Here is a 24,222-nt window from a genome sequence, read left to right as displayed (position 1 = left end):
CACAAGCGCTTCCCTCAAACGCTGGATGCCGCGGCGATGCGTGGACGAACCTTCACCGCGTATCGCGGATCAGGAGGCCGACTTGGGAATAATGTGAACGACGCTATAGCCGTTCTGTTTCAACGCCTTGAGGAAGGCGGGAATCATCGCCGCCGTGTAGGGCTTGGTGTCGTGAAACAGCACGATGCCGCCGCCCGTCACCTCCAGGCGCTTCATGATGAGGTCCAGTTCGGCTTCCGGCGTCATCACGTTCCAGTCGCTGGCCCACAGGTCCGCACCGAACACGGCGATGCCCTTCGTCTCAAGATACGCCAGCAACTGCGGCGTCGAGGCGAATCCGGGAAAACGGAAGAAGGGCACGCGGGGCGCCGTCCCTGCCGCGCCATAGGCCGCCGCATCGTCGGCGGCCATGCCACGCTCGATCTCCTTTACCGCCGCATCAAAGGGGATTTTCGCCAGCGTCGCGCCGGGATGGGTCATAGTGTGGTGGGCGACCGTGTGGCCCTCGGCCAGTTCCCGCTTCACCAGCTGAGGCCGGGCGCGGGCATTCTCGCCAATCAGGAAGAAGGTGGCGCGCACGCATTCCGCCTTCAGTGCGTCGAGCACGGTAGCCGTGGTGGTCGGCCATGGCCCGTCATCGAAGGTGAGCACAACCTCCTTCGGCGCCAGCGGCAGGGTATCGGGGAAGGATTTCTTGCCGACGCGCAGGCCCTTGGGGTCGATCTCCATCACCCGCGACGTCCCCAGCGCCTCCGGCCCGCAAGCGAGCACCGGGCCGGGCGCGCAGAGCAGGAGGGCGGCAGCCGCGAGAAGAAGGCGCCGTGTGCGGGCCGGCTGTTTCATTCCCGCCTCTCCGTCAGCCTTACGTAAACGGCCAGGCCGGGCTCTGGCCCACCTGTCCGCGATGGCGGATGAGATGGTCGGCCAGCACGCACCACACCATAGCTTCGCCCACCGGCACGGCGCGGATGCCGACGCACGGGTCGTGGCGGCCCTTGGTGAAGATCTCCGTCTCGTGGCCGGCGCGATCCACGGTCTGGCGCGGCGTCAGGATGGAGGAGGTCGGCTTCACCGCGAATCGCGCGACGATGGGGGCGCCGGTGGAGATGCCCCCGAGGATGCCGCCCGCATGGTTGGCGAGGAAGTGCGGCCGCCCCTCGTTGCCGAGGCGCATCTCGTCCGCATTCTGTTCGCCGGTGAGGCGGGCGGCGTTGAATCCCTCGCCGATCTCGACGCCCTTGGCGGCATTGATTCCCATGAGGGCCGAGGCGAGGTCGCCGTCGAGCTTGGCATAGAGAGGGGCGCCGAGGCCGGGCGGCACGCCCTCCGCCACTAACTCCACCACCGCGCCAACCGAGGAGCCGGCCTTGCGGATGCCGTCGAGGTAGTCCTCGAACAATGGCACGGTGCCGGGATCCGGGCAGAAGAAGGGGTTGTTGCCCACTTCGTCCCAGTCCCAGCGGGAGCGGTCGATCTCGATCTCGCCGATGCGCACCACGGCGCCGCGCACGGTAACACCGGGCAGCACCTTGGCGGCGATGGCGCCGGCGGCGACCCGCGTCGCCGTCTCACGCGCCGAGGAGCGGCCGCCGCCGCGATGGTCGCGGATGCCGTATTTGATGTCGTAGGTGAAATCCGCATGGCCGGGACGGTAGGCGCCGGCGATGTCGGCATAATCCTTGGACCGCTGGTCCACGTTCTCGATCAGCAGCGCGATGGGCGTGCCGGTGGTGACAAGGCCGCCCTCGGGATGGGGCAGGGTACCGGACAGCACCTTCACCTCGTCCGGCTCCCGGCGCTGGGTGGTGAAACGGGACTGGCCGGGCCGCCGCCGGTCGAGCGCGGCCTGCACCTCCTCGACGGTGAAGCGCACGTTGGGCGGGCAGCCATCCACCACGCAGCCGATGGCGACCCCATGGCTTTCGCCGAAGGTGGTCACGCGGAACATGTGGCCGAAGGTGTTGAACGACATGGCGGCTTCAGGTCCTAGAGATGCTTCCGGCTCAATAGACGAGGATGGCCTGCAAGGAAACGATCAAGGGAATATCCCACCCCCGCCGGCATTTGTGGCACCGCAGTCACACAGGAGGGGCATCCTGTGCTATGACGTGCGCCGACGGAGCACCACACCCCCGCCATGCCACTACTCGAAATCCTGATCGTCCTCGTCCTCGTTCTCATCAACGCCGTTCTCGCAGCAGCGGAATTGTCGATCGTCTCGTCTCGCCCCGCACGGCTGAAGACGCTGGCGGATCGCGGGAACAAGGGGGCAAAGGCGGCCATGCGGCTGGCGGAGGACCCCGGCCGCTTCCTCTCCACCGTCCAGATCGGCATCACCCTCATCGGCATCCTGGCCGGTGCGTTTTCCGGCGCCAGCCTCGGCGATCTGCTGGGCGAGACCCTGCGTGAGGCGGGCCTCCCCACCGGCATCGCCCACCCGCTGGGATATACGGCGGTGGTGGTGGCCATCACCTACGTGTCGCTTGTGATCGGCGAGCTTATTCCCAAGCGGCTGGCCCTGCAGAATGCCGAGCCGCTGGCCTGCATGGTCGCCCCTCTCATGATCGGGCTCTCCAAGGTGTCGGCGCCCATGGTGTGGCTGCTCGACGCCTCCACCCGCGCGGTGCTGGCGCTGCTCGGCCGGGGCGGCAGCCGCTCCAGCTCGGTCACCGACGAGGAAATCCGCGCCATCATCACCGAGGCCGAGACGGCGGGCGTCATCGATCCCGCCGAGCGGCGCATGATCTCGGGTGTAATGCGCCTTGCCGACCGACCGGTGACGGCCATCATGACACCGCGTCCCGATGTGGAGTGGGTGGACATCTCCAAGGATGCGGAGGAGGTGCGCCACGTCCTCCTCACCACACCCCACTCGCGCCTGCCGGCCTGTGACGGTTCGCCTGAGGAGACCATCGGCGTCATCCAGGCCAAGCGCGTACTCGACGCCTATCTGAAGGGCGAGCGGCCAGACCCGCGCCAATATGTGCAGACGGTGCCCTTCATCGTGGAAAACGTCGGCGCGCTCGAGGCCATGCGCGTGCTGCGCGGCGCCGAGGTGCCCATGGCCATCGTTGTGGACGAATACGGCGACATGGCCGGCGTGGTGACGGGCTACGACCTGCTTCTCGCCATCACCGGATCGGTGGAGGCCGGCCATGAGCCGGGCGACGCGCATGTGGAGCGCAACGTGGTGGAGCGCCACGACGGCAGCTATCTCGTGGCCGGCGACACGCCCGTGGACGAACTGCGCGACCTGCTCGACGTCGCTTTGCCCACCGACGAGGGTTTTCACACCGTGGCGGGCTTCGCCCTGTCCCACCTCAAGGAATTGCCGGAGGAGGGTGAGGTGTTCACCGCGCTCGGCTGGCGATTTGAGATTGTGGATATGGACGGACGCCGCATCGACAAGCTGCTGGTCTCGCGGCCCCACGTGCTGCACCGGCAAGAGGTTGCCGGGCAGGGGTGAGGTCGCTGGGCAGGGGTGAGGCCTGCCCAGCGCGTCGTACCGTTCGGCGGCGCGTCAGTCCCGCCGCGCCAGCGAGCGCAGGAAGCCCTCGTATTCCTCGGTCAGCTCCATATCCACGCCGAAGGCATTCTTCAGCAGTATGTTGGCGATGAAAGGCTGATCGTTCCGCTTCTCTTCCAGCGTGTCCCGCAGCACGGGCACCGTGTCCTCGATGTGCTTGAGGAAGGCGATGCCCTTCTCCAGCGTCTCGGTCCATTTGGCGCGGTGCCACAGGGCGAGCGGGTACATGATCTCGTGAACGAAATTGGATTTGCGCGCCTTCTCGAAGAAGCGCAGCCCCGCGCTCCAGTTCTCCTTGGCCCGCAGTGGCGGGGGCGGGATGTCGCCCAGCAGCATCTTCTTGCCAGCCTGCCCCACGAAATCCTCGAGCGTGATGGGCGTCTCGATGTTGGTGCGGAAGTGCCAAAGGGCGAAGTTGCCCGGATATTCCTTGCCCCAGGCCTCGATGAAGGCGGCCTCCACCTTGTCGACCGCGGCCTTGTCGCCTTTCAGCGCTGCGGTCATGCAGAAGGCGAACATGGCGTCGTTGGCGACATTGTGCACCCCGCCGTTGGCGAGATCGGCCGGCGTCAGAGTGGGGGTCTTGCCGTCCGCCGGAACCGTCGCATCGCCGGCGCGCAGGGCGGTGATGAACTTGGTGATCTCCAGCCAGCCCATGTAGTTGGCAATGAAGGCATCCGGATCCACATGGACGATGGCGAGGTTGAGCGGCATCTTCCGCTTCTGCAGTTCGGCCATGTCGGTCATGAAAAGTCCCCCCGGGGCTCGGGTGAAAAGGCGTCAAGAAAAGACCCCGCCCGTCGCGTTCACGACACGGGCGCCGGGCCTACCGGTTTGACGCAGCAAGAAAAATGCCAAGGGGAGGGTGGGGGCGGGCGGCGCAGCCGCTCAGTCTGCGACTTCGAACCCGCCGCGCGACACGACGTAGACCGCGCCCTGACGCACTGGAAGATTGGAGGCTTCGGCCTCCGGCATGCCGGCCTTCACATGCAGCAGCGCACGGATGACGCCGCCATGGGTGACGATCACGGCGTCATCCTCGATCTCGGCGCAGGCCGCGCTGACGCGTGTACACAAGGTGCGGTAGCTCTCGCCGCCGGGGGGCGCGAAATTCCAGGGGTCGAGGTCGCGCCGGCGTACGGCCTCATAATCGCGGCGGCGCAGCTCGGGCCAGGTCTGGCCTTCCCAGATGCCGAAGGAGATTTCGGCGAAACGCACGTCAGTCTTGAACTCGCCGACCGGAAGATCGAGTCCGGTGCGCAGGATGCGCATGGTTTCAACCGCCCGCGAGAGGGGGCTGGAGACATAGGTGAGCGCGCGCGTGTCTCCCGCCAGCTGGGCCAGCACGCGGCCCACCTGACCCGCCTGGATGCGGCCGAGCGTGTTCAGCGGCACGTCGCGGCGCCCCTGGAGCCGGCCCACCACATTCCAGTCGGTCTCGCCATGGCGGACGAGAAAAAAGCGTCGCGTCGTCATCTCTCTCCGGCCCGCCCCGTCGGGCGCGGCATCACTCAGCGCGGCGGAATCGCGACTACGTGGTCATACCACTCGCCGCGCGGCGGGTAGGTCACGCGCAGCTTGAGGGTCGAGCCCGGCGCGGCCTTGCCCTTGAAGCTCACGATGAGCCCCTTGGCCGGCTGGCCGATGCACTTGGTGGTGCGCCCGCCGTCGATTCCGGTCGCGACGAAGCGGCCATACTGGATGCTGACCTTGCCGCCGGGCGGAGCGGAGAGGACCTGGATGGTGGGAATCTGCGTCTGCTGGCAATTGTAGTCAGACGTGCCGGCAGCGAAGACCGCGCTCCGGCTGCCGCCGCCCCCGATCATGAAACTCACGCCATACTCGGACGGGTTTACATAATCCGGGAAGATCGCGCCGCCGGGTCCGAACACGCGATCTCGGAGAGGGTACTGCTGGAAGGTCGGCGGGCTCTGCGCCAGCGACGCCCCGGCAGACACGAGCATTCCCGCGGAGACGGCAACGGCGAGGGCGAAACGGGTGGCCCGGGAATCAAGCGCCGTCATCGTGTGTCTCCTTTGTGGGCGCGCGCCGTGCTCAATCGCGGACGAGGGCGAGGTCCGGCGCGTCGGGATGCTTCATGCCCACAATATGGTACCCGGCATCCACATGATGCACCTCGCCGGTCACACCCCGCGACAAATCGGAGAGGAGATAGACGCCCGCATCGCCGACTTCATCGGTGGTGACGGTGCGGCGCAGCGGCGAGTTCAGCTCGTTCCACTTCAGGATGTAGCGGAAATCGCCGATTCCAGAGGCGGCGAGCGTCTTGATGGGGCCGGCGGAGATGGCGTTCACGCGGATCGCCTTGGGGCCGAGGTCAGCGGCCAGATACCGCACGCTGGCCTCGAGAGCCGCCTTCGCGACGCCCATGACGTTGTAGTGGGGCATCCACTTTTCCGCGCCGTAATAGGTGAGCGTGATGAGGGAGCCGCCATTGGTCATCAGCTTTTCCGCCCGCTGCGCGACAGCGGTAAAGGAGTAGCAGGAGATAAGCATGGTCTTGGTGAAATTGTCCGCCGTGGTTTCCACATAGCGGCCATCCAGCTCGTCCTTGTTGGAGAAGGCGATGCAATGGATGACGAAATCGAGGGTGCCGAACAGGCGCTCTGTCTCAGCGAAGACGGCATCCAGCGTCTCCGGCTCGGTCACATCGCAGTGGCCGACGAGGTGGCCGCCCAGTTCCGCCGCCAGCGGCTCGACCCGCTTCCGCAGCGCCTCGCCCTGGTAGGTGAGGGCCAGCTCGGCGCCGTGGGCCCGCGCGGACTTGGCGATTCCATAGGCGATGGATCGATTGTTGGCGACACCGAGAATCAGCCCGCGCTTGCCCTTCAGAAGACCGCTCGCGAAACCGTCCGTCGCCATAGACCCAACTCCACATGCTCAAGCCATTGAAACCCATGGCGCCGCCCGAGGACGCACCATGAGCGCGCTTCCTATGGCATGGGGCCATCCACCGTTCAAGCGAAGCTGGCGCACCATGCCCCTTGCATCCCCCAGGAGCGGATGCTAGATGCGGCGCCTCTGGATCGGAGTGTAGCGCAGTCTGGTAGCGCACCACGTTCGGGACGTGGGGGTCGCAGGTTCAAATCCTGCCACTCCGACCAGATGAAAATCCGGCCACGCCGGAAGCCCAGTCCCCCTCCCTGCTGAAATCTCTTCGCGATGAGCGGCACGAACTTTCGTTCTGCGGCAGGCCTTGTTGCGCCGGCACGCGGTTGCAGAGGGCATATTTACCGTCTCATGGTAAACGGCGCTCATGTGGTCCTTCTTCCGCCGCCCCGCGCCCGCTCTCGTCCCCCACCGGATCGTGAGTCTCGGCGCGGTCTGCGAGGTCGCGTACCAGGTGCGCCGCCTCACCCGGTCAGAGCGGGCTTATCCCTTCGACTGGTGGGTCACGCCGCTCGCCAGCGTCCTGAAGGTGTTGGAAGCAGGAGCGCCCGCGGTGTTCGAGGCCGCGAACCTCATGAAGGTGCCGGATTATGGCGGCGTGCCCGCGCTCTATTCGCGCCTGTCGGGCACCGTTCACCGCCATGAGTTTCCAGCCGGCGAGGACTATCTCGCCCTCGGCGAGGCGGAGATGGCGGAACGGCTGATTCCCAAGTACGAGGCGCTGCAGGCGAGGCTGGTGGACGACTGCGCGGAAGGCACGACCCTCTTTGTGCGCCAGTGCCTGCCGGCGCACGACCCAAAGGACGACGCGCTCGAGGAGACCCTCGACCAGCTCCATGCCGCGCTCGCCACGTTCGCCGCAGACCCGCGGCTGCTGCTTCTGGACTATGCGCCGGTGCGGCCCCGTCCGTGGCTGATGACGGCTTCAGTCCCCCGCCTGCGTGACCATAACGATCTCGGCTCCCGGCGCGGATGGAATCGGACCTTCCGGACGCTCGGGATCGCCTGTCGACCCGGCAAAAAGTTCCGATTCGATGATCTGACTGAAACACTCGAATCGTCCCGCTGATTCGCCCTCCGCCTCACACGCTGCCGCGCAGGCGCCAGGCGGCGAGGGCGAACAGGGTGCAGGCGAGGGTTGCGAACAGGGCAAGGCCGTGCGGATGGATCTGCATGGCAAATCCCGCTCCCAGCGGGCCGACCAGGGCGCCGAGGCCCCAGAACAGGCCGGAGACCGCATAAATGCCCACGAGGTCGCCGCCCCTGAAGCGGCTGCCCACCAGCGTAATCATGATGGTGTAGATGCCCACGAAGGCCCCGCCCCACACGAACAGCAGGGCATAGGTCGCCACCGCGCTGCCGAGCGCGAGGGGCCATACCGCCGCGCCAACCGCAGAGACGATCGCGAGCAAGATGACCAGCCGTCGCCGGTCCATGGTGTCGCCGAGCCAGCCGATGGGCAGCTGGAGGATGATGGCGCCGATCATCATCACCGACATCAGCCGCGTCGCGTGCTCCTCCGCCCAGCCGAGTCCCACCGCATAGAGCGCGAGGAAGGAAAGCCCGGCCGTCTCGATGGCGGCGTTCAGCATGGTCGCCGAGAGGGCCAGCGGCGCGAGCCGCACGAAGCGCATGGGGTTGCCGATGGTCGGCTCGTCGAAATGCGGTGCGATCACCTTCGGGGATGCGACGAAAAGGGCAGCCAGCAGCGCGACGCCGGCTCCGAGCAGATAGGGCGCCGCCCCTTCGGTGCCGACCAGCGAGAGAATCAGCGGGCCGAGGGCAAGCCCCACCGAGAGCGCGGCCGTATAGGCCGCCATGGAACGGGCGCGGGTGCTCTCGGTGGAGAGCGCGTTGATCCAGGTCTCCGAGGTCACAAACAGCGCCTCCGCGGCTATGCCGAGGAACAGGCGCAGCACGAACCACAGCCAGATGGCGGGCATGACCGGAAAAACCGCCAGCACCAGCGCCGACAGGGCAATGGACATCAGAATGAGCCGGCGCGGACCGAATGCGGCGACCATCCGCGGCAGCGCCACCGCCGTCACCAGAACCCCGACCGCGTGCATGGCGGCATTCGCGCCGATGGCCGCCTCGCTGAGTCCCCGGGCGGCGAGATCGAAGGCGATCAGCGGGGCGCTCAGGGAATAGGTGAGGCCGAAGACCATGGCGGTCGCGATCACGGCGCCACGGGCCACGACGGTCGATGTGTCGGGGAGCCCAGCGGGGGCAGGTTCGATGCTCTGGTGGGTCACGGACGCACAGGCTCCGCCGGCCGGGTATTTCGTGGCGTGGGTGTGGGGCGCCCGGCGGCAAGGCGGCGCAGGAAGTCTCTCAGCCGGTGCGCGAAGGGGGGCGGCGCCGGCTCGATGATGCGCTTCATGGTGCTGGCGTAATCGAGCACGAGGCCGGGCGTCCAACTCATGGCCTCCGCCCGCGAGCGGATGTAGGCCGCCGCCCAGACGTCCGGATTGAACATGAGGGTGGCCACGCGCAGCCAGGGCATGCGGCTCGCAAGGCTGCCCTCCAGCGCCGAATCGAGCGCGGCGGCCACAGCCACCGAGCAGTTCCGGTCAGTGAGGTTGTAGGTGTCCACCTGCCGGTAGCCGGCCCAGAAGGCCATGAGACGCCGCGCATCGAAGCGGGTGAACTCCACCTTTCGGTCGGCCTCGCACCAGTTCGCGCATTCGTAGGCGTAGGACGGCTGGAACCGGCCTTTCACGTCGTTTTCCGAAGAGGCGCGCAGGATGCGGGCGAATTCCGCCGGCGGGTGCTCGATCTCCTCCGCCGGGTAATGGCTGATGTAGAGGTCGGGCTTCAGTTCAAGCGAGGCATGGCCTGTCGAAATCGCACCGTTGCGGTCGACCGCCGCTATATAGCGGTCGATGACCGGATGATGGTCCTTCACGTCGGCGGAGCCGGTCGGCGTCCAAACCCGCACGGTCATCGGACCTTCCCAAGGGGGGAGGGGGCCAGTGTCGTCGACGATCACCGGCGCGTTGTCGTACCAGTCGCGGCCGCCATAAATGGGCAGGCTCAGGATCGTCATCTCGGCAAGGTGGGCCCGCAGCATGAGGCTCGCGCGCAGAATGATCCAGCCGGACATCAGCGTGAGCATGGCCACCGCGAGCGGCACCTTCAGCTCGTGGGCGAGGGGCCAGTGGCTGCCGATGAACAGGGCCAGAAACAGCTCGATCACGCCGACAGCCACGGTCGAGCGCCACAGGCGAAACCTGACCACCGCCGAGGTGACGATGCGGGCGGCCCCATCCACGAGAAATGCAGCGCCGAACAGCAGCGACAGCGCCATGCCGTTCCGGGACGGGTAATCAAGAATGAAGGTTCCGATGAAGATCAACGCGGCGGCGCGCCCGAGTGCCAGGACACGGCTGCGCGTGCCCGAAAAGGCGAAGGCCGTGAGGAGCCCCAATACGCCTTCGAACACGAAGACGCCGCCGAACACCTGCGTCGCCACCGACATGGTGCCGTCCATGGCGTCGAGCAGAATCAGTATGCCGACAAGGAAGAGCGCTGCCGAAAGCAGGGTGAGAACCCACCAGCGGTCGCGCAATGCACGGGCCCCGACAAGGAGGAAGGCAAGCTTAACCATAGCGGGGCGTGGGTCACTTTGCGGAAACTGCCGCAAGATGACGGTAAAGGGATCAAGAACGCAAGTCGTTCGCGCCAGCTTTGCGCGGGCTATCGGAACTTCGCGGTGGGTCTCGTGTTCGGCTTAAGAACGCTAGACCATCGAGGGGTATTGAGATGACGAACGCGGATATGGATCGACTGAAGACCGATGCGTCGGGCAACACCGGCCTCAGCGCCGTCCTCGCCGAGGCGGTGGAGGGATTCTCCTCCACGGACGATGCGGTGCGCTTCCTCGCCTCGCGCGGGTTCGACGTGACGACATCGGATCTCGCCGCCGCCGCCAGCGATGGAGCAACGCCGGCGGAAGCGGAGGAAGTGGAGGAAGACGGCTATGGTGCGCTGATGCGGTTCGTGCGGCGCGCCTGAGCCCTCACAGGATGGTGCCGTGGAGGAACAGCCACGCCACGGAAAAATAGATCACGATGCCGGTCACATCGACCAGCGTCGCAATGAAGGGCGCGGACGCGGACGCCGGGTCGAAGCCGAGGCGCTTCAGCAGGAACGGCATCAGCGAGCCCGCCAGCGAGCCGAAGGTGACGATGCCGATCAGCGCGGCGCCGATGGTGACGGCCAGAAGCTTCCAGTACTCGCCGTAGTCGAACAGCCCGGTCTGCTGCCAGACGATGATGCGGATGATGCCGATGACGCCGAGGATGGTGCCAAGCGTGATGCCCGTGGGCAGTTCGCGCAGGGCGACACGCCACCAGTCGCGCAGCCGCACCTGGTGCAGCGCGAGGGCGCGGATGATGAGCGAGGTGGCCTGCGACCCCGAATTGCCGCCCGAGCTCATGACGAGCGGGATGAACAGGGCCAGCACGATCGCCTTCTCCAGTTCATCGGAGAAGAACTGCATCGCGCTCGCCGTGAACATCTCGGAGATGAACAGGATGCACAGCCAGCCGGCGCGCTTGCGGATCATCTCCTTGAAGGAGATTTCCAGATAGGGCTCGTCGATGGCCTCCATGCCGCCCATGCGCTGGACGTCCTCGGTCTGCTCCTCGATCATGGCGTCGATCACGTCGTCGACCGTCACGATGCCGAGGACATGGCCGGTGGTGTCCACCACGGGCACGGCGAGGAAGTCGTATTTGGAGATGGTGCGCGCCACCTCCTCCTGCGGCAGGTTCGGCGGGACGGTGATGGGGGTGTAAGGGTTCGCGACCGACAGGATCGAATCGCCCGGGTTGCCCGAGATCAGCCGACGCAGCGAAACCGTGTTCACCAGCCGGCGGGTCCCCGGCGACAGGACGTAGATGGCGTAGACCGTCTCGCGGCTGCGCTCCACCTCGCGGATATGGTCGAGGGTCTGCTGCACCGTCCAGTTGGAGGGCACCGAGACGAACTCGGTGGTCATCAGGGCGCCGGCGGTTCCCTCGGGATAGGTGAGCAGGTGGTCGATGGCGACCTGCGCCTCGGTGCTGAGCGCGTCCCGGAGGCGGCCTTTCGCCGGCTCCTCGATCCAGCGGAGCACATCAGCGGCCCGGTCAGCGGACATGCCTTCCAGAATGCCCACTGCCTTTTCCTGCGGCAGCGCCTCGATCACCTCGCAGGCATCGTGAAACTGCGGCTGGTCCAGCACCTCGATCGCCCATTTGAGCGGCATATGCGAAACCACGCCGGTCGCTTCCTCGGCTGTCTTGCCGTTCAGGAATTCGACGATGTCGGCGACGTGCTCGTGCCCGAGCCGCGAAGCGAGTGCCGCGTCGGTCATATGGGTGTGTCCCGGTTCGAGGGGATGTTCAAGCGGGATCGGCCTCGACAAAAGCAAGGTGCCGGTCCAGCCGACCCATATCGGATAATCGCCATTTGATACAAGGGGATGAAACACGGCCGGGACAACCGGCCGCGTTGACCTCACGGCACGCCTTTAGGTCAGCTCGGCATGCGGTCTGAGCCGGGTTCAGGCGGGTGCGAAAGTCCCGTCGTCGCCCAACATCTCCAGACGGCCGGTGGCGACGCCGAAATAGGCGCCGTGCAGCCTGAGGTCGCCCTGCGCGACCCGTTCCGCGACCCAGGGGAAGCTGGCCAGATTGGCAAGCGAGAGCTTGACGCAGCACTGCTCGCAGAAGCGCTGCCGCTCGTCGGCGGGAAGGTTTGCGTCTTCCGCCATGAGACGCGCCGGCTCGGCGATCTTCATCCAGCCGGCCACGAAGTCCTCGGCGCCGGGAGGGGCCCCGTCGAGCAGCGCATGGATGCCGCCGCACTGGGCGTGGCCGAGCACCACCACCTGCTTCACCCTGAGCACCCGCACCGCGAACTCGATGGCCGCCGACGTGCCGTGATAATTGGCATCGGGCATGAACGGCGGGACGAGATTGGCGACGTTGCGCACCACGAACATCTCGCCCGGGCCGGCATCGAAGATCATCTGCGGATCGACGCGGCTGTCCGAGCAGGCGATTACAAGCGTTTCCGGCTTCTGGCCACGCGCCGCCAGCCGTTCAAACAGCAGCTTGCGCTCAGGCCATGCCGTTTCGCGAAACCGTTGGTAGCCTGAGATCAGTTCGTCCACGCCATCGCTCCTTCCGCTTGTCGGGCAACGGAAGTCTGAGCTTGCGGGACAAGTCAAGGGCATTGGCGGCGGGCGGAGCGGAACCCGATTTCCCTTTGCCACGTTCTCATGGCGACGGTCTGGAAACGTGTGGAGCCAACAACATGCGCGGTATTCTGCTTTGGATCATGGGCGTTCCGATCTCGGTCATCGTCCTTCTCTATCTCTTCAACGTCCTCTGACGTGATTTGCCGAGCGCGACCATCGTCGCGCTCGGCGACGGTTTGGAAGGCTGAAGCAGGGAGGGGTAACCCTACCGATTAATTTGTGGGCAGATGAGTCCGATGCATCACGGACCAGAAGAGTGCGCCGCTCGTAGATCGGCGGTATCTTGATGTGCCAGGACGTGCATTCAAATTGCCCAACGCGGTCGTGGCGCATACTTAACCAAGGCGTCATCCCAGTATTGATTATTTTATGGGCACTCCTCCTCGTCGCGCGCCGATCCGGTTGAGGAGGGCGTGGGCGAGGTACGGCGTTGTGCCCGCCTGAGCGGCGCCGCCTGCCTTGGCACGCGCCTTGCTGACTCTCCGCTGGTCGGCCCGCCCGGGCCGTCGGAATAGGGGAGAGAGCGCATGCTCGGTTTGCTGGGACGGACGACCAGAAGGGGATTCGGGGCGCTCGCCGCTGCCGCCGTCGTCGCGGGCACGATGGGAGTGGGCGCGGCACGGGCCGAGGACACCATCAAGGTCGGCATCCTGCATTCACTGTCGGGCACCATGGCCATCAGCGAGACCACGCTGAAGGACGTGATGCTCATGCTCATCGAAGAGCAGAACAAGAAGGGCGGCCTCCTCGGCAAGAAGCTCGAGGCCGTGGTGGTGGACCCGGCCTCCAACTGGCCGCTGTTTGCTGAAAAGGCCCGCGAGCTCATCACCAAGGACAAGGTCGCGGCCGTGTTCGGCTGCTGGACCTCCGTGTCCCGCAAGTCCGTGCTCCCGGTCTTCAAGGAGCTGAACAACATCCTCTTCTACCCCGTCCAGTACGAGGGCGAGGAGAGCGAGCGGAACGTCTTCTACACCGGCGCCGCGCCGAACCAGCAGGCGATCCCGGCGGTCGACTACCTCGCCAACGAGGAGAAGGTGGAGCGCTGGGTGCTCGCGGGCACCGACTATGTCTATCCCCGCACCACCAACAAGATCCTCGAAGCCTATCTGAAGTCCCGCGGCGTGAAGGCCGAGGACATCATGATCAACTACACGCCATTCGGTCATTCCGACTGGCAGACGATCGTGTCCGACATCAAGAAGTTCGGCTCCGCCGGCAAGAAGACCGCCGTGGTGTCCACCATCAATGGTGACGCCAACGTGCCCTTCTACAAGGAGCTGGCCAACCAGGGCATCAAGGCGACCGACATTCCGGTGGTTGCGTTCTCGGTGGGCGAGGAAGAACTCGCCGGCATCGACACCAAGCCGCTCCTCGGCCACCTCGCGGCCTGGAACTACTTCATGTCCATCGATACGCCCGAGAACAAGGCGTTCATCGACAAGTGGCACGCCTTCACCAAGAACCCGAAGCGCGTCACCAACGACCCGATGGAAGCCCACTACATAGGCTTCAACATGTGGGTGAAGGCGGTTGAGAAGGCCGGCACGACCGATCCGGACAAGGTGATCGCCACCCTGCCGGGCATCCAGCAGGCCAACCTCACGGGCGGCGTCTCCCAGATGCTGCCGAACCACCACATCACCAAGCCCGTCTTCATCGGCGAGATCAAGGACAACGGCCAGTTTGACGTGGTGTGGAAGACCAAGGACCTCATCCCCGGCGAAGCCTGGTCCAAGTACCTCGAAGGTTCGAAGAACCTCGTTGCCGACTGGGTGAAGTACAATTGCGGCAACTACGACACCACCACGAACAAGTGCCTGGGCGCCGCCGCGAAGTAAGCGACTGCCACTTGGCGGGGATCATCCGGTCCCCGCGTTCTCCAGGCTTCACGTTTCATCTCGACCTCTCGTACCGTCCTTCGGGGCGCCCCTTCCTCTCCCCGCAAGGGGAGGGGAAGCCCTGCTGCACTCCCGATTAAGGGCCGCCGGCATCGCCGGCCGCGCCGGAGCGGATGATCTGAATGATGCGGCTGCCCCTTTCCGTCCCGACGGCTCACGTCTCTCCCTCGCGCACCCTGCGAAACCTGTTTCTCGCCCTTTTCGCCGTGTTGATGGCCGGGATCTTCGCCTCGGCCCCGGTTCGCGCGCAGGGCCAGCCGGACATCTCCGGCATCGTCGCCAAATTCGGCAACGACAGCTATTCCGACACCACTGACGCCATCGCCGCGCTCGCCACCTCGGGCAGCCCGCAGGCGGCTGCCGTCGTGGAAGCGCTGGCTGCCGGCACCCTGCTCTATGATCCGGCGACAAAGGCCGTCTTCATCCGCACCTCCGGCGGCATGGCCGATGCGGCCACCGGCGCGATCGTCGGCAATGCCCCGGCCAATCTGTCTCCGGTGCGGGCCAACAACCGCGTCCGCCGCGCGCTGGACGCCGCGGCCGGGGCGCTCACGCTGCTCAACCCCGATCCGGCGAAGCGGCTCGATGCGGCGGGCGCGGTGTTCAAGTCGCGTGACGCCGCAGCTCTCCCCACGGTCGAGGCGGCCATCGCCAAGGAGACGGTGCCGGCGGTGAAGGCCGCGCTGGCGCAGGCACGCGCCGCCATCCTCATCGGCAAGGCCGACGCGCCCGAGGCCGACCGCCGCGCCGCCATCCAGCTCATCGCCGCGCGTGGTGACCAGGAGTCCATCAGCCTGCTGCGGAGCCTGCCCGCGAATTCGCCCCCGGCCCTCAAGGCTGCAGCGGAGGCGGGGATCACGAAGGCCGAGGAGAGCCTCAAATTCTGGGCCGTGGCGCAGAACGTCTGGTACGGCCTCTCCCTCGGTTCCGTGCTGCTGCTGGCGGCCATCGGCCTCGCCATCACCTTCGGCGTGATGGGCGTCATCAACATGGCCCATGGTGAGATGGTGATGCTGGGCGCCTACACCACTTTCGTGGTGCAGGAACTCATCCGCCAGAAGGCGCCGTATCTGTTCGACTGGTCGCTCACCATCGCTTTGCCGCTGGCCTTCCTGTTTACCGCGCTGGTGGGCATCCTCATCGAGCGCACGGTGATCCGCTTCCTCTATGGGCGGCCGCTGGAAACCCTGCTCGCCACCTGGGGTGTCTCGCTGATCCTCCAGCAGGCGGTGCGGTCCGTGTTCGGCCCGACCAACCAGGAAGTGGGTGCCCCCTCGTGGATGTCCGGCGCGTTCCAGATCGGGCAATTGTCCATCACCTACAACCGGCTTTGGATCATCTGCTTCGCGCTGATCGTGTTCTTCACGCTGCTGCTGGTGCTGAGGCGAACGCCGCTCGGCCTCTATGTGCGGGCGGTGACGCAGAACCGGCGCATGGCGGCGGCCATGGGCATCCGCACCGGCCGCATCGATGCACTCACCTTCGGCCTCGGCTCGGGCATCGCCGGCATCGCCGGCGTGGCGCTCTCGCAGATTGACAATGTGAGCCCCAACCTCGGCCAGGGCTACATCATCGACAGCTTCATGGTGGTGGTGTTCGGCGGCGTCGGGAACCTCTGGGGCACGCTGGTCGGCGCCTTCACGCTGGGCGTAGCCAACAAGCTACTGGAGCCCTTTGCCGGCGCCGTGCTGGGCAAGATCCTGCTGCTCGTCTTCATCATCCTGTTCATCCAGAAGCGCCCGCGCGGCCTGTTCGCGCTCAAGGGCCGGGCGGTGGAATCATGAACCGCACCCGCATCATCGACCGCACTGGCGGCATCTTCCTCATCGTGGTGCTGGCGGCGGGGGTGCTCATCCCTGCGTCCAACCTGCTGCTGCCCGCCGGCAATCCGCTGCATGTGCCGGACTACATGATCCCGCTGCTCGGCAAGTACCTGTGCTACGCGCTGCTCGCCGTGTCGGTGGATCTGGTGTGGGGCTATTGCGGGGTGCTGTCCCTCGGCCACGGCGCCTTCTTCGCCCTCGGCGGCTATGCCATGGGCATGTACCTCATGCGCCAGATCGGGACGCGCGGCGTCTACGGCAATCCCGTGCTGCCCGATTTCATGGTGTTCCTGAACTACAAGGGACTGCCCTGGTTCTGGGAAGGCTTCAACATCTTCCCGTTCGCCATGCTCATGGTGGTGTTGGTGCCAGGGGCGCTGGCGTTCGTGTTCGGCTGGTTCGCCTTCCGCTCGCGCGTCACCGGCGTCTATCTGTCCATCATCACGCAGGCGATGACCTTCGCGCTCATGCTCGCCTTCTTCCGCAACGACATGGGCTTCGGCGGCAATAACGGCCTTACTGATTTCAAGGACATCCTCGGCTTCCCGATCGCCGCCCCGTCGACGCGCCTGACCCTGTTCTTCCTCTCCGCAATGGCGCTGGCGGCGGGCTATCTGCTCTGCCGGGCGCTCGTCACCTCCAAGTACGGCAAGGTGCTGGTGGCGGTGCGCGACGCAGAGAGCCGCACGCGGTTCCTCGGCTACCGGGTGGAGAACTACAAGCTGGTCGCCTGGGTGCTCTCGGCCATGCTGGCAGGCGTCGCCGGGGCGCTCTACGTGCCGCAGGTGGGCATCATCAACCCGTCCGAATTTGCCCCCGCCCAGTCCATCGAGATGGTGATCTGGGTGGCCGTGGGTGGCCGCGGCACGCTGGTGGGTGCGGCGCTCGGCGCCCTGATCGTCAATGCCGGCAAGACCTGGTTCACCGGCGTGCTGCCGGAGGCCTGGCTGTTCGCCCTCGGCGCGCTGTTCGTGCTGGTGACGCTGTTCCTGCCCAAGGGCGTGCTCGGCCTTGCGGCGAACATCTCCGAGAAGTGGAAGGCCCGCCGGCCGTCCTCTGAGCCCACCCCCAGCGCGACACCGGCGGAGTGAGCCCCATGAGCATGCTGTCTCCCTCCACCGATCCCTATGCCGTCAAGTCGCAGGGTGCGCTCTCGCTGGAGGCCGAACTCGGCTTCCTGAAAGACGAGCAGCCCGCCCCGGACCGAATGGCCCTGACCTCGGCGCTGCTCTATCTCGACAACATCACCGTCTCCTTCGACGGCTTCCGGGCCCTGAACGCGCTCTCCCTCGTCATCGGCGAGGCAGAGATGCGGGCCATCATCGGCCCCAACGGCGCCGGCAAGACGACGATGATGGATGTGATTACCGGCAAGACCCGGCCCAACCAGGGCGTCGCCCTGTTCGCCGGCACCAACGACCTCACGACCCTGAACGAGGCGTCCATCGCCCAGCTCGGCATCGGCCGGAAATTCCAGACCCCGACGGTGTTCGACATGCACTCCGTGGAGGACAACATCCTCCTCGCGGTGAAGGCAGACCGGCGCCCCTTCGCCAACATCGAGTGGAACCCGAGCCGCCACGAGCGCGAGCGGGTGGAGGAGCTTCTGGAGCGTGTGCGCCTGAAGGACAGCCGCTACCGCCGCGCCGGCGATCTCTCCCACGGACAGAAGCAGTGGCTGGAGATCGGCATGCTGCTGGCGCAGGAGCCGCGCCTGCTGCTGGTGGACGAGCCCGCCGCCGGCATGACCGACCAGGAGACGGCGGACACCGCCGTGCTCCTCAAGGAAATCGCCAAGACCCGTTCCGTGGTGGTGGTTGAGCACGACATGCAGTTCGTGCGCGACCTCGACGTGAAGGTCACGGTTCTGCACGAGGGATCGGTGCTGGCCGAAGGTCCGCTCGATCAGGTGAGCGCCGACGAGCGCGTCATCGAAGTCTATCTGGGGAGGTGAGGCCATGCTGAAGGTGGAAAACCTCGACCTCTATTACGGCGCCGCCCATACCCTGAAGAAGGTGTCGGTCTCGGCCGAGGCGGGCAAGGTGACGTGCGTGCTCGGCCGCAACGGCGTCGGCAAGACCTCGCTTCTGCGCGCCATCGTCGGCCAGCGGCCCATCGCCGGCGGCTCCATCACGCTGGACGGGAAGGAGATCTCCAGGCTCTCCACCCCCGACCGCGCGGCGATGGGCATCGGCTTCGTGCCGCAGGGGCGGGAGGTGTTCCCGCTGCTCTCGGTGAAGGAGAACCTGGAGACGGGCTATGCCCGGCTGTCTGGCAAGGAGAAATATGTGCCGCAGGAGGTGTTCGACCTCTTCCCGGTGCTGAAATCCATGCTCCGGCGGCGCGGCGGCGATCTTTCCGGCGGGCAGCAGCAGCAGCTCGCCATCGGCCGCGCCCTTGTCACCCGCCCGCGCCTGCTGGTGCTGGACGAGCCGACCGAGGGCATCCAGCCCTCCATCATCAAGGACATCGGCCGCGCCATCTCCTATCTCCGGGACAAGGGCGACATGGCCATCGTGCTGGTGGAGCAGTATTTCGAGTTCGCCCGCGACCTCGCTGACAGCTTCATCCTGATGGACCGCGGCGAGGTGGTGGCAAGCGGAGACAGGAGCGGGCTTGATGGCGACGATGTCCGCCGCCTCATGGCGATCTGACGAAACGTCGGCCCCCCTCCCGCCCCAGCGCCAGCGCAGCGAAGGTCGCGTCCGCATCGCCGCCGCGCAGTTCGGCGCGGTGACGCGCGTCGCCGACCTCGCGGAGGGCGGCGCCATGCGACTGCGCGTTCCACGCGGCGGGCCGGGGCTGGAAGCCGTCATCGTCAACACCGCGGGCGGGGTCTGCTGCGGCGACCGCTTTACCATCGAAGCGTCGGTCGGGCCGCGTGCGCACCTCACCGTCGCGACACCGGCCGCCGAGAAGGTCTATCGCTCCGATGGGCCCCTGGCGGATATCTCGGTGACGTTGGCGGCTGGGGATGGCTCGCGGCTGGAATGGCTGCCGCAAGAAACCATCCTGTTCGACCGCGCCCGCCTGAAGCGCCGCTACGAGGTCGACCTCGCGTCCGACGCAACCCTGCTCTCCTTCGAGGCGCTCATGCTCGGCCGTCTTGCGCATGGCGATGCCATGGGGGAGGGGCATCTGGAGGACCACTGGCGCATCCGGCGTGCCGGCGGGCTCATCTTCGCCGATGCCTTCCGCCTGTCTGGCCCCATCGGTGCACTGCTGGAGCGCCCCGCGGTTGCCGCAGGCGCGCGGGCGCTGGCGACGCTCCTCTACATTGCCCCCGACGCCGAGGCGCGGCTGGAGGAGGCGCGGGCGCTGATGGAGAACGTGCCGATGAGTGTTCCCTGCGAGGCCGGGGCCAGCGCCTGGAACGGCATTCTCGCCGTGCGCTGGCTCGCCCCTGACATCGGGACGTTGCGCCGGGCCGCGACCTCGTTTCTGATGGCCTTCCGAAAGGCTCCGCTGCCCCGGGTGTGGGCCACCTGATGCTCGTTCAAGGAGAGATGCCGTGCTGCTGACGCCGCGCGAGAAGGACAAGCTCCTGGTCGCCATGGCCGCCGAGGTGGCGCGCAAGCGCCTCGCCCGCGGCGTGAAGCTGAACCATCCGGAAGCGGTCGCGCTCATCACCGATTTCGTGGTCGAGGGGGCGCGCGACGGCCGCACGGTCGCCGATCTGATGGAGGCCGGTGCCAAGGTGCTCACCTCGGATCAGGTGATGGAAGGCATCGCGGAGATGATCCACGACATCCAGGTGGAGGCAACGTTTCCGGACGGCACCAAACTCGTCACCGTCCATCACCCCATCCGTGGCACGCCATCGGAGAGCGTGCCCGGGGAGCTGCTGCCGCAGGAAGGCGACATCCATTTCAACGAGGGCGCCGAGCGGGTCCACCTCACCGTCGCCAACACCGGCGACCGGCCCATCCAGGTGGGCAGCCACTACCATTTCTTCGAGACCAACCCGGCGCTGGACTTCGACCGGGACAAGGCGCGCGGCATGCGCCTCGACATCGCCCCCGGCACGGCGGTGCGCTTCGAGCCGGGCGCCACGCGGGACGTGACGCTGGTGCCGTTCGGCGGCAAGCGCGAGGTCTACGGCTTCCGCGCCGCCATACAGGGAGGGCTCTGACATGGCGGTTCAGCACTATTCCGGCGGATGCCAGTGCGGCGCTGTCCACTATGAAGTGGATGTCGATCTCGACCGCACGGTGACCTGCAACTGTTCCCGCTGCCGACGCGTCGGCGGCATCCTCGCCTTTGCCCCGGCGAGCGCCTTCACCCTCACGTCGGGGGAGGGAAAGACCACCGAATACCTCTTCAATACCGGCAAAATCCACCACCTGTTCTGCACCACCTGCGGCATCGAATCCTTCGCCCGCGGCACGGCGCCCGATGGCACCGAGACGGTGGCGGTGAACGCCCGCTGCCTCGACGGCGTGGATGTGAAGAGCCTTCACCCCATCGAGTACGACGGCGCCAGCAAGTAATCCCCGGCCCGCATGCGCGAGATTTCAGGAGCGAGACCATGACCACCGGCCGCATGCCCCGCGCCGCCTATGCCCACATGTTCGGCCCCACCACGGGCGACCGGGTGCGCCTTGCCGACACCGCGCTGGTGATCGAGATCGAGAAGGATTTCACCGTCCATGGCGAGGAGGTGAAGTTCGGCGGCGGCAAGGTGATCCGCGACGGCATGGGCCAGTCCCAGGTAACGAACGCCGACGGGGCGATGGATACGGTCATCACCAACGCCGTCATCCTCGATCACTGGGGGGTGGTGAAGGCGGACGTGGGGCTGAAGAACGGGCGCATCGCCCGCATCGGCAAGGCCGGCAATCCCGACGTGCAGGCGGGCGTCGACATCATCATCGGCCCCGGCACGGAGATCATCGCGGGCGAGGGGAAGATCCTCACCGCAGGCGGGTTCGACAGCCACATCCATTTCATCTGCCCGCAGCAGATCGAGGAGGCGCTGGCCTCCGGCGTTACCACCATGCTCGGCGGCGGCACGGGACCGGCGACCGGCACCTTCGCCACCACCTGCACGCCGGGGCCGTGGCACATCGCCCGCATGATCGAGGCGGCGGACGCCTTTCCCATGAACCTCGCCTTCGCCGGCAAGGGCAACGCCTCGCTGCCCGGCGCGCTCGAGGAGATGGTGCTGGCCGGCGCGGCCGCCCTCAAGCTGCACGAGGACTGGGGCACCACGCCAGCCGCCATCGACTGCTGCCTCTCGGTGGCCGACGCGCTGGACGTTCAGGTGATGATCCATTCGGACACGCTGAACGAGTCGGGCTTCGTCGAAGACACCATCGCCGCCTTCAAGGGCCGCACCATCCACGCCTTCCATACGGAAGGGGCGGGCGGGGGACATGCGCCGGACATCATCAAGGTGGCGGGCCTGCCGAACGTGCTGCCGTCCTCCACCAACCCGACGCGCCCCTTCACCCGCAACACCATCGACGAGCATCTCGATATGCTCATGGTGTGCCACCATCTCGATCCGGACATCGCCGAGGATCTCGCCTTCGCGGAAAGCCGTATCCGCAAGGAAACCATTGCCGCCGAGGATATCCTCCACGACATCGGCGCGCTCTCGATGATGAGCTCGGACAGCCAGGCCATGGGCCGGGTGGGCGAGGTCATCATCCGCACGTGGCAGACGGCGGACAAGATGAAGCGCCAGCGCGGCCCGCTCCCTGGCGAGACCGACAGCGATAACATCCGCGCCCGCCGCTACATCGCCAAATACACGATCAATCCGGCCATCGCCCACGGCATGTCGCGGCACATCGGGTCGGTGGAGGCGGGCAAGCTCGCCGATCTCGTGCTGTGGACGCCGGCCTTCTTCGGCGTGAAGCCGGATCTCGTCATCAAGGGCGGCGCCATCGCCATCGCGCAGATGGGCGATCCCAACGCCTCCATCCCCACGCCCCAGCCGGTGCATTACCGCCCCATGTTCGGCGCCTATGGCCGGGCGCGGACCCACACCTCCCTCACTTTCGTCTCGAAGGTCGCTATCGAGGACGGCCTCGCCGGGCGCCTCGGCATATCCAAGGAGCTGGTGGCGGTGGAGAACACCCGCTCCGGCATCTCCAAGAAGAGCATGATCAACAACGACGCCACGCCCCACATCGAGGTCGATCCCGAGACCTACGACGTGCGCGCGGACGGCGAGCTGCTGGTCTGTGAGCCGGCGGAAGTGCTGCCCATGGCGCAGCGTTACTTCCTGTTCTGAGCGAATATCGCCACGGCGCGGCGGAACCTTCGCCGTGGCTCCTCGTTCCAGCGGGTGTTGCAACGCTTCATTTGAGGAGCCACACCCATGGCCGTCGTTCGTTCATTGACCAAGAAGCCGGCGAAGACCTCTGCCCTCGCCACCCCCACCGACCTCGACAGCGCCAAGGCACAGAAGGTGGCAGATGCCATCAACCGCGTGCTGGCCGACAGCTTCGTGCTCTATCTGAAGACCAAGAACTTCCACTGGCACGTCAGCGGCAAGCACTTCCGCGACTATCACCTGCTGCTCGACGAGCAGGCCGACACCATCCAGGCGACCATCGATCCGCTGGCCGAGCGTGTCCGCAAGATCGGCTGCCGGACGGTGCATTCCTATGGCGAGATCCTGAAGCTCACGGGGCTCAAGGAGAACAACGAGCCCTACGTCTCGCCCGAGGCCATGTTCGCGGAGCTGATCGCCGACAACAAGGCGGCCATCAAGACCATGCGCGAAGCGCACGAGATCTGCGACGAGGCGGAGGACATTGCCACCGCCAGCCTGCTGGAAGAATATGTGGACGAGGCCGAGAAGCGCCTGTGGTTCCTGTTCGAGACCAACCAGAATCGGCAGGACAGCGCCACCTGAGCGCAGCCGGACCCGAACAGATCCTAAAGAATTTGGCTTAGGACAAAAAGAGTGCTGCCGGCGCCGAAGCCGAGGATGGCAACGACGCCCGGCAGCACGACATCGTAATCGTTGATAATTCCCTCCTGCTCATGGAATATCTTAGGTATTATATTGGCGAATAGATAAAAACAAAATGCCGCAGATAAAGCAAAAAGAACGATTGATACGTTAAATAACGGCGGAATTGTGATTTTTAATTTATCTTTTAAGCTAAGTGATAATATCATAATGGAAATATCAGTGGTAAAAATACTACGAAAAAACGAAAGAAGCTCCTTTGTTGACTCCTTGTCTCCATCCCGCATTATAGCTGCTCCCAAAATTCTCAATCTTTCAAAAGATGAAGCGGCCAAGGAAATGAATGAGTTCTCTCTCTGTGCTTTCTCTGAAATCGCTTTGATTTTGGCATCATATTTCGCCTTTCTTCAAATTTGTTAATTGATTCATTGTATAATTCATCAAGTATATTTCGATTTGAAACGCCTTCATGGCACGGGATGGCGCCAAACATTAGCTCTGGTTTGATGTTGTTCAATTTCGAGCCATATCTCGCGATGGCTGCCGTGTGTACAGTAATCTGATTGTCGACTGATTGAGAGATCAGGTCTTCGCGTTTTTTGCTTCCTTTACTGGCCTCAATCGCGGGATTGATCGATTCAGCGTGCTTTTCGCTCATCCTTCGGATGTAGCGACCAACCAATGTTTTGAGATCACTGCACGGATCAGTATCGACAACGGAGAACCCTCCGGCCGCCAGCATGCGGGTAAGGCTCCGCATCACCCGGGATTCGATATTCTGAGCATCCTGCTCGGCAGGGACAGGGGAAGGCTTTGGCATCGCGCTCGTCAATGGTGTGTTTATGATAGAATGCAATCTTAGGTATATTTCATCTCCGCGTCGAGAG

The 24,222-nt window shown here is 65.5% G+C and carries 25 protein-coding genes and 1 tRNA gene; 14 read left to right on the top strand and 12 right to left on the bottom strand.

Annotated features, from left to right (window positions below; genetic code table 11):
- Positions 1 to 69: 69 nt before the first annotated feature.
- Positions 70 to 843, bottom strand: a complete 774-nt coding sequence (locus tag ACT535_RS02720) for a polysaccharide deacetylase family protein (RefSeq protein WP_476363261.1) — start codon at positions 841 to 843, stop codon at positions 70 to 72.
- 19 nt (positions 844 to 862) lie between these two features.
- On the bottom strand, positions 863 to 1,972 hold the full coding sequence (gene aroC / locus ACT535_RS02715) for a chorismate synthase (protein WP_476363260.1): 1,110 nt from the start codon (positions 1,970 to 1,972) through the stop codon (positions 863 to 865).
- A gap of 165 nt (positions 1,973 to 2,137) precedes the next feature.
- On the opposite strand from aroC, the gene ACT535_RS02710 reads away from it, so the two are divergent.
- Complete coding sequence (locus ACT535_RS02710; RefSeq protein ID WP_476363259.1) at positions 2,138 to 3,466, top strand: hemolysin family protein; 1,329 nt, start codon at positions 2,138 to 2,140, stop codon at positions 3,464 to 3,466.
- 54 nt (positions 3,467 to 3,520) lie between these two features.
- On the opposite strand, the gene ACT535_RS02705 is transcribed toward ACT535_RS02710, so the two are convergent.
- The 4 genes from ACT535_RS02705 to fabI all read right to left on the bottom strand — a co-directional run bounded on the left by ACT535_RS02705 (position 3,521) and on the right by fabI (position 6,409).
- Positions 3,521 to 4,273 carry a hypothetical protein gene (locus tag ACT535_RS02705; protein WP_168457886.1) on the bottom strand — a complete coding sequence of 251 codons (753 nt, stop codon included), beginning with the start codon at positions 4,271 to 4,273 and terminating at the stop codon, positions 3,521 to 3,523.
- A 141-nt stretch (positions 4,274 to 4,414) separates the two neighbouring features.
- Complete coding sequence (locus tag ACT535_RS02700; RefSeq protein WP_168457885.1) at positions 4,415 to 5,002, bottom strand: histidine phosphatase family protein; 588 nt, start codon at positions 5,000 to 5,002, stop codon at positions 4,415 to 4,417.
- A 35-nt stretch (positions 5,003 to 5,037) separates the two neighbouring features.
- Positions 5,038 to 5,550: a hypothetical protein gene (locus ACT535_RS02695; RefSeq protein ID WP_476363258.1), complete on the bottom strand. Its 513-nt coding sequence runs from the start codon at positions 5,548 to 5,550 to the stop codon at positions 5,038 to 5,040.
- A gap of 31 nt (positions 5,551 to 5,581) precedes the next feature.
- Positions 5,582 to 6,409 (bottom strand): enoyl-ACP reductase FabI, encoded by an 828-nt coding sequence (gene fabI / locus ACT535_RS02690; RefSeq protein WP_024278954.1) that lies wholly within the window; start codon positions 6,407 to 6,409, stop codon positions 5,582 to 5,584.
- A 165-nt stretch (positions 6,410 to 6,574) separates the two neighbouring features.
- On the opposite strand from fabI, the gene ACT535_RS02685 reads away from it, so the two are divergent.
- Positions 6,575 to 6,651 (top strand) — tRNA-Pro (locus ACT535_RS02685).
- 152 nt (positions 6,652 to 6,803) lie between these two features.
- Positions 6,804 to 7,505: a DUF1796 family putative cysteine peptidase gene (locus ACT535_RS02680; RefSeq protein WP_476363257.1), complete on the top strand. Its 702-nt coding sequence runs from the start codon at positions 6,804 to 6,806 to the stop codon at positions 7,503 to 7,505.
- Between the two features lie 13 nt (positions 7,506 to 7,518).
- Here the strand turns inward: ACT535_RS02680 and ACT535_RS02675 are convergent, their stop codons facing one another.
- Positions 7,519 to 8,691 (bottom strand): MFS transporter, encoded by a 1,173-nt coding sequence (locus tag ACT535_RS02675; RefSeq protein ID WP_476363256.1) that lies wholly within the window; start codon positions 8,689 to 8,691, stop codon positions 7,519 to 7,521.
- Positions 8,688 to 10,046: a protease gene (locus tag ACT535_RS02670; RefSeq protein WP_168457882.1), complete on the bottom strand. Its 1,359-nt coding sequence runs from the start codon at positions 10,044 to 10,046 to the stop codon at positions 8,688 to 8,690. The genes ACT535_RS02675 and ACT535_RS02670 overlap by 4 nt, the downstream gene beginning before the upstream one ends.
- Before the next feature lie 155 nt (positions 10,047 to 10,201).
- Here ACT535_RS02670 and ACT535_RS02665 point away from each other — a divergent pair, with 155 nt between their 5' ends.
- The gene (locus ACT535_RS02665; protein ID WP_168457881.1) at positions 10,202 to 10,453 is read left to right on the top strand and encodes a hypothetical protein; all 252 of its coding nucleotides are present in this window, start codon (positions 10,202 to 10,204) and stop codon (positions 10,451 to 10,453) included.
- 4 nt (positions 10,454 to 10,457) lie between these two features.
- On the opposite strand, the gene mgtE is transcribed toward ACT535_RS02665, so the two are convergent.
- Together mgtE and ACT535_RS02655 are read right to left on the bottom strand one after the other, a co-directional pair.
- Entirely contained in the window at positions 10,458 to 11,798 is a 1,341-nt protein-coding gene (gene mgtE, locus ACT535_RS02660) for a magnesium transporter (protein WP_168457880.1), read from the bottom strand.
- A gap of 189 nt (positions 11,799 to 11,987) precedes the next feature.
- Positions 11,988 to 12,599, bottom strand: coding sequence for a carbonic anhydrase (locus tag ACT535_RS02655; RefSeq protein WP_476363255.1), 612 nt, complete (start codon positions 12,597 to 12,599; stop codon positions 11,988 to 11,990).
- A gap of 689 nt (positions 12,600 to 13,288) precedes the next feature.
- Here ACT535_RS02655 and urtA point away from each other — a divergent pair.
- From urtA to ACT535_RS02605, 10 genes are all read left to right on the top strand, one after another.
- Positions 13,289 to 14,524, top strand: coding sequence for an urea ABC transporter substrate-binding protein (gene urtA, locus ACT535_RS02650; RefSeq protein ID WP_371745116.1), 1,236 nt, complete (start codon positions 13,289 to 13,291; stop codon positions 14,522 to 14,524).
- Positions 14,525 to 14,709: 185 nt separating this feature from the next.
- Positions 14,710 to 16,368: an urea ABC transporter permease subunit UrtB gene (gene urtB, locus ACT535_RS02645; RefSeq protein WP_476363984.1), complete on the top strand. Its 1,659-nt coding sequence runs from the start codon at positions 14,710 to 14,712 to the stop codon at positions 16,366 to 16,368.
- Positions 16,365 to 17,498 (top strand): urea ABC transporter permease subunit UrtC, encoded by a 1,134-nt coding sequence (gene urtC / locus ACT535_RS02640; RefSeq protein WP_476363254.1) that lies wholly within the window; start codon positions 16,365 to 16,367, stop codon positions 17,496 to 17,498. Before urtB ends, urtC begins: the two co-directional genes overlap by 4 nt.
- A 116-nt stretch (positions 17,499 to 17,614) precedes the next feature.
- Positions 17,615 to 18,361, top strand: a complete 747-nt coding sequence (gene urtD, locus ACT535_RS02635) for an urea ABC transporter ATP-binding protein UrtD (protein ID WP_476363983.1) — start codon at positions 17,615 to 17,617, stop codon at positions 18,359 to 18,361.
- Between the two features lie 4 nt (positions 18,362 to 18,365).
- Positions 18,366 to 19,061: an urea ABC transporter ATP-binding subunit UrtE gene (gene urtE / locus ACT535_RS02630; RefSeq protein ID WP_476298878.1), complete on the top strand. Its 696-nt coding sequence runs from the start codon at positions 18,366 to 18,368 to the stop codon at positions 19,059 to 19,061.
- Positions 19,027 to 19,896, top strand: coding sequence for an urease accessory protein UreD (locus ACT535_RS02625; protein ID WP_476363253.1), 870 nt, complete (start codon positions 19,027 to 19,029; stop codon positions 19,894 to 19,896). The genes urtE and ACT535_RS02625 overlap by 35 nt, the downstream gene beginning before the upstream one ends.
- Positions 19,897 to 19,918: 22 nt before the next feature.
- Positions 19,919 to 20,539 (top strand): urease subunit gamma, encoded by a 621-nt coding sequence (locus tag ACT535_RS02620; RefSeq protein ID WP_476363252.1) that lies wholly within the window; start codon positions 19,919 to 19,921, stop codon positions 20,537 to 20,539.
- Position 20,540: 1 nt separating this feature from the next.
- On the top strand, positions 20,541 to 20,897 hold the full coding sequence (locus ACT535_RS02615) for a GFA family protein (RefSeq protein WP_024278968.1): 357 nt from the start codon (positions 20,541 to 20,543) through the stop codon (positions 20,895 to 20,897).
- 38 nt (positions 20,898 to 20,935) lie between these two features.
- Positions 20,936 to 22,648 (top strand): urease subunit alpha, encoded by a 1,713-nt coding sequence (gene ureC / locus ACT535_RS02610; protein WP_476363251.1) that lies wholly within the window; start codon positions 20,936 to 20,938, stop codon positions 22,646 to 22,648.
- Between the two features lie 87 nt (positions 22,649 to 22,735).
- A complete protein-coding gene (locus tag ACT535_RS02605; protein ID WP_476363250.1) occupies positions 22,736 to 23,275 on the top strand; it encodes a Dps family protein in 540 nt (179 codons plus the stop codon).
- Positions 23,276 to 23,298: 23 nt separating this feature from the next.
- Here ACT535_RS02605 and ACT535_RS02600 read toward each other — a convergent pair whose 3' ends face one another.
- Together ACT535_RS02600 and ACT535_RS02595 are read right to left on the bottom strand one after the other, a co-directional pair.
- Complete coding sequence (locus ACT535_RS02600; RefSeq protein WP_476363249.1) at positions 23,299 to 23,622, bottom strand: hypothetical protein; 324 nt, start codon at positions 23,620 to 23,622, stop codon at positions 23,299 to 23,301.
- 20 nt (positions 23,623 to 23,642) lie between these two features.
- Positions 23,643 to 24,155 carry a hypothetical protein gene (locus ACT535_RS02595; RefSeq protein ID WP_476363248.1) on the bottom strand — a complete coding sequence of 171 codons (513 nt, stop codon included), beginning with the start codon at positions 24,153 to 24,155 and terminating at the stop codon, positions 23,643 to 23,645.
- Positions 24,156 to 24,222 lie beyond the last annotated feature (67 nt).

This window comes from Xanthobacter sp. DMC12, from assembly GCF_056314105.1.
This window is presented reverse-complemented; position numbering and strand designations above follow the sequence as displayed.

Coding starts and splice junctions, on each gene's coding strand:
- ACT535_RS02720 (WP_476363261.1), bottom strand. CDS start 843: ATGAAACAGCCGGCCCGCACACGGCGCCTTCTTCTCGCGGCTGCCGCC.
- aroC (WP_476363260.1), bottom strand. CDS start 1,972: ATGTCGTTCAACACCTTCGGCCACATGTTCCGCGTGACCACCTTCGGC.
- ACT535_RS02710 (WP_476363259.1), top strand. CDS start 2,138: ATGCCACTACTCGAAATCCTGATCGTCCTCGTCCTCGTTCTCATCAAC.
- ACT535_RS02705 (WP_168457886.1), bottom strand. CDS start 4,273: ATGACCGACATGGCCGAACTGCAGAAGCGGAAGATGCCGCTCAACCTC.
- ACT535_RS02700 (WP_168457885.1), bottom strand. CDS start 5,002: ATGACGACGCGACGCTTTTTTCTCGTCCGCCATGGCGAGACCGACTGG.
- ACT535_RS02695 (WP_476363258.1), bottom strand. CDS start 5,550: ATGACGGCGCTTGATTCCCGGGCCACCCGTTTCGCCCTCGCCGTTGCC.
- fabI (WP_024278954.1), bottom strand. CDS start 6,409: ATGGCGACGGACGGTTTCGCGAGCGGTCTTCTGAAGGGCAAGCGCGGG.
- ACT535_RS02680 (WP_476363257.1), top strand. CDS start 6,804: ATGTGGTCCTTCTTCCGCCGCCCCGCGCCCGCTCTCGTCCCCCACCGG.
- ACT535_RS02670 (WP_168457882.1), bottom strand. CDS start 10,046: ATGGTTAAGCTTGCCTTCCTCCTTGTCGGGGCCCGTGCATTGCGCGAC.
- ACT535_RS02665 (WP_168457881.1), top strand. CDS start 10,202: ATGACGAACGCGGATATGGATCGACTGAAGACCGATGCGTCGGGCAAC.
- mgtE (WP_168457880.1), bottom strand. CDS start 11,798: ATGACCGACGCGGCACTCGCTTCGCGGCTCGGGCACGAGCACGTCGCC.
- urtA (WP_371745116.1), top strand. CDS start 13,289: ATGGGAGTGGGCGCGGCACGGGCCGAGGACACCATCAAGGTCGGCATC.
- urtB (WP_476363984.1), top strand. CDS start 14,710: ATGCGGCTGCCCCTTTCCGTCCCGACGGCTCACGTCTCTCCCTCGCGC.
- urtC (WP_476363254.1), top strand. CDS start 16,365: ATGAACCGCACCCGCATCATCGACCGCACTGGCGGCATCTTCCTCATC.
- urtD (WP_476363983.1), top strand. CDS start 17,615: ATGGCCCTGACCTCGGCGCTGCTCTATCTCGACAACATCACCGTCTCC.
- urtE (WP_476298878.1), top strand. CDS start 18,366: ATGCTGAAGGTGGAAAACCTCGACCTCTATTACGGCGCCGCCCATACC.
- ACT535_RS02625 (WP_476363253.1), top strand. CDS start 19,027: ATGGCGACGATGTCCGCCGCCTCATGGCGATCTGACGAAACGTCGGCC.
- ACT535_RS02615 (WP_024278968.1), top strand. CDS start 20,541: ATGGCGGTTCAGCACTATTCCGGCGGATGCCAGTGCGGCGCTGTCCAC.
- ureC (WP_476363251.1), top strand. CDS start 20,936: ATGACCACCGGCCGCATGCCCCGCGCCGCCTATGCCCACATGTTCGGC.
- ACT535_RS02605 (WP_476363250.1), top strand. CDS start 22,736: ATGGCCGTCGTTCGTTCATTGACCAAGAAGCCGGCGAAGACCTCTGCC.
- ACT535_RS02600 (WP_476363249.1), bottom strand. CDS start 23,622: ATGCGGGATGGAGACAAGGAGTCAACAAAGGAGCTTCTTTCGTTTTTT.
- ACT535_RS02595 (WP_476363248.1), bottom strand. CDS start 24,155: ATGCCAAAGCCTTCCCCTGTCCCTGCCGAGCAGGATGCTCAGAATATC.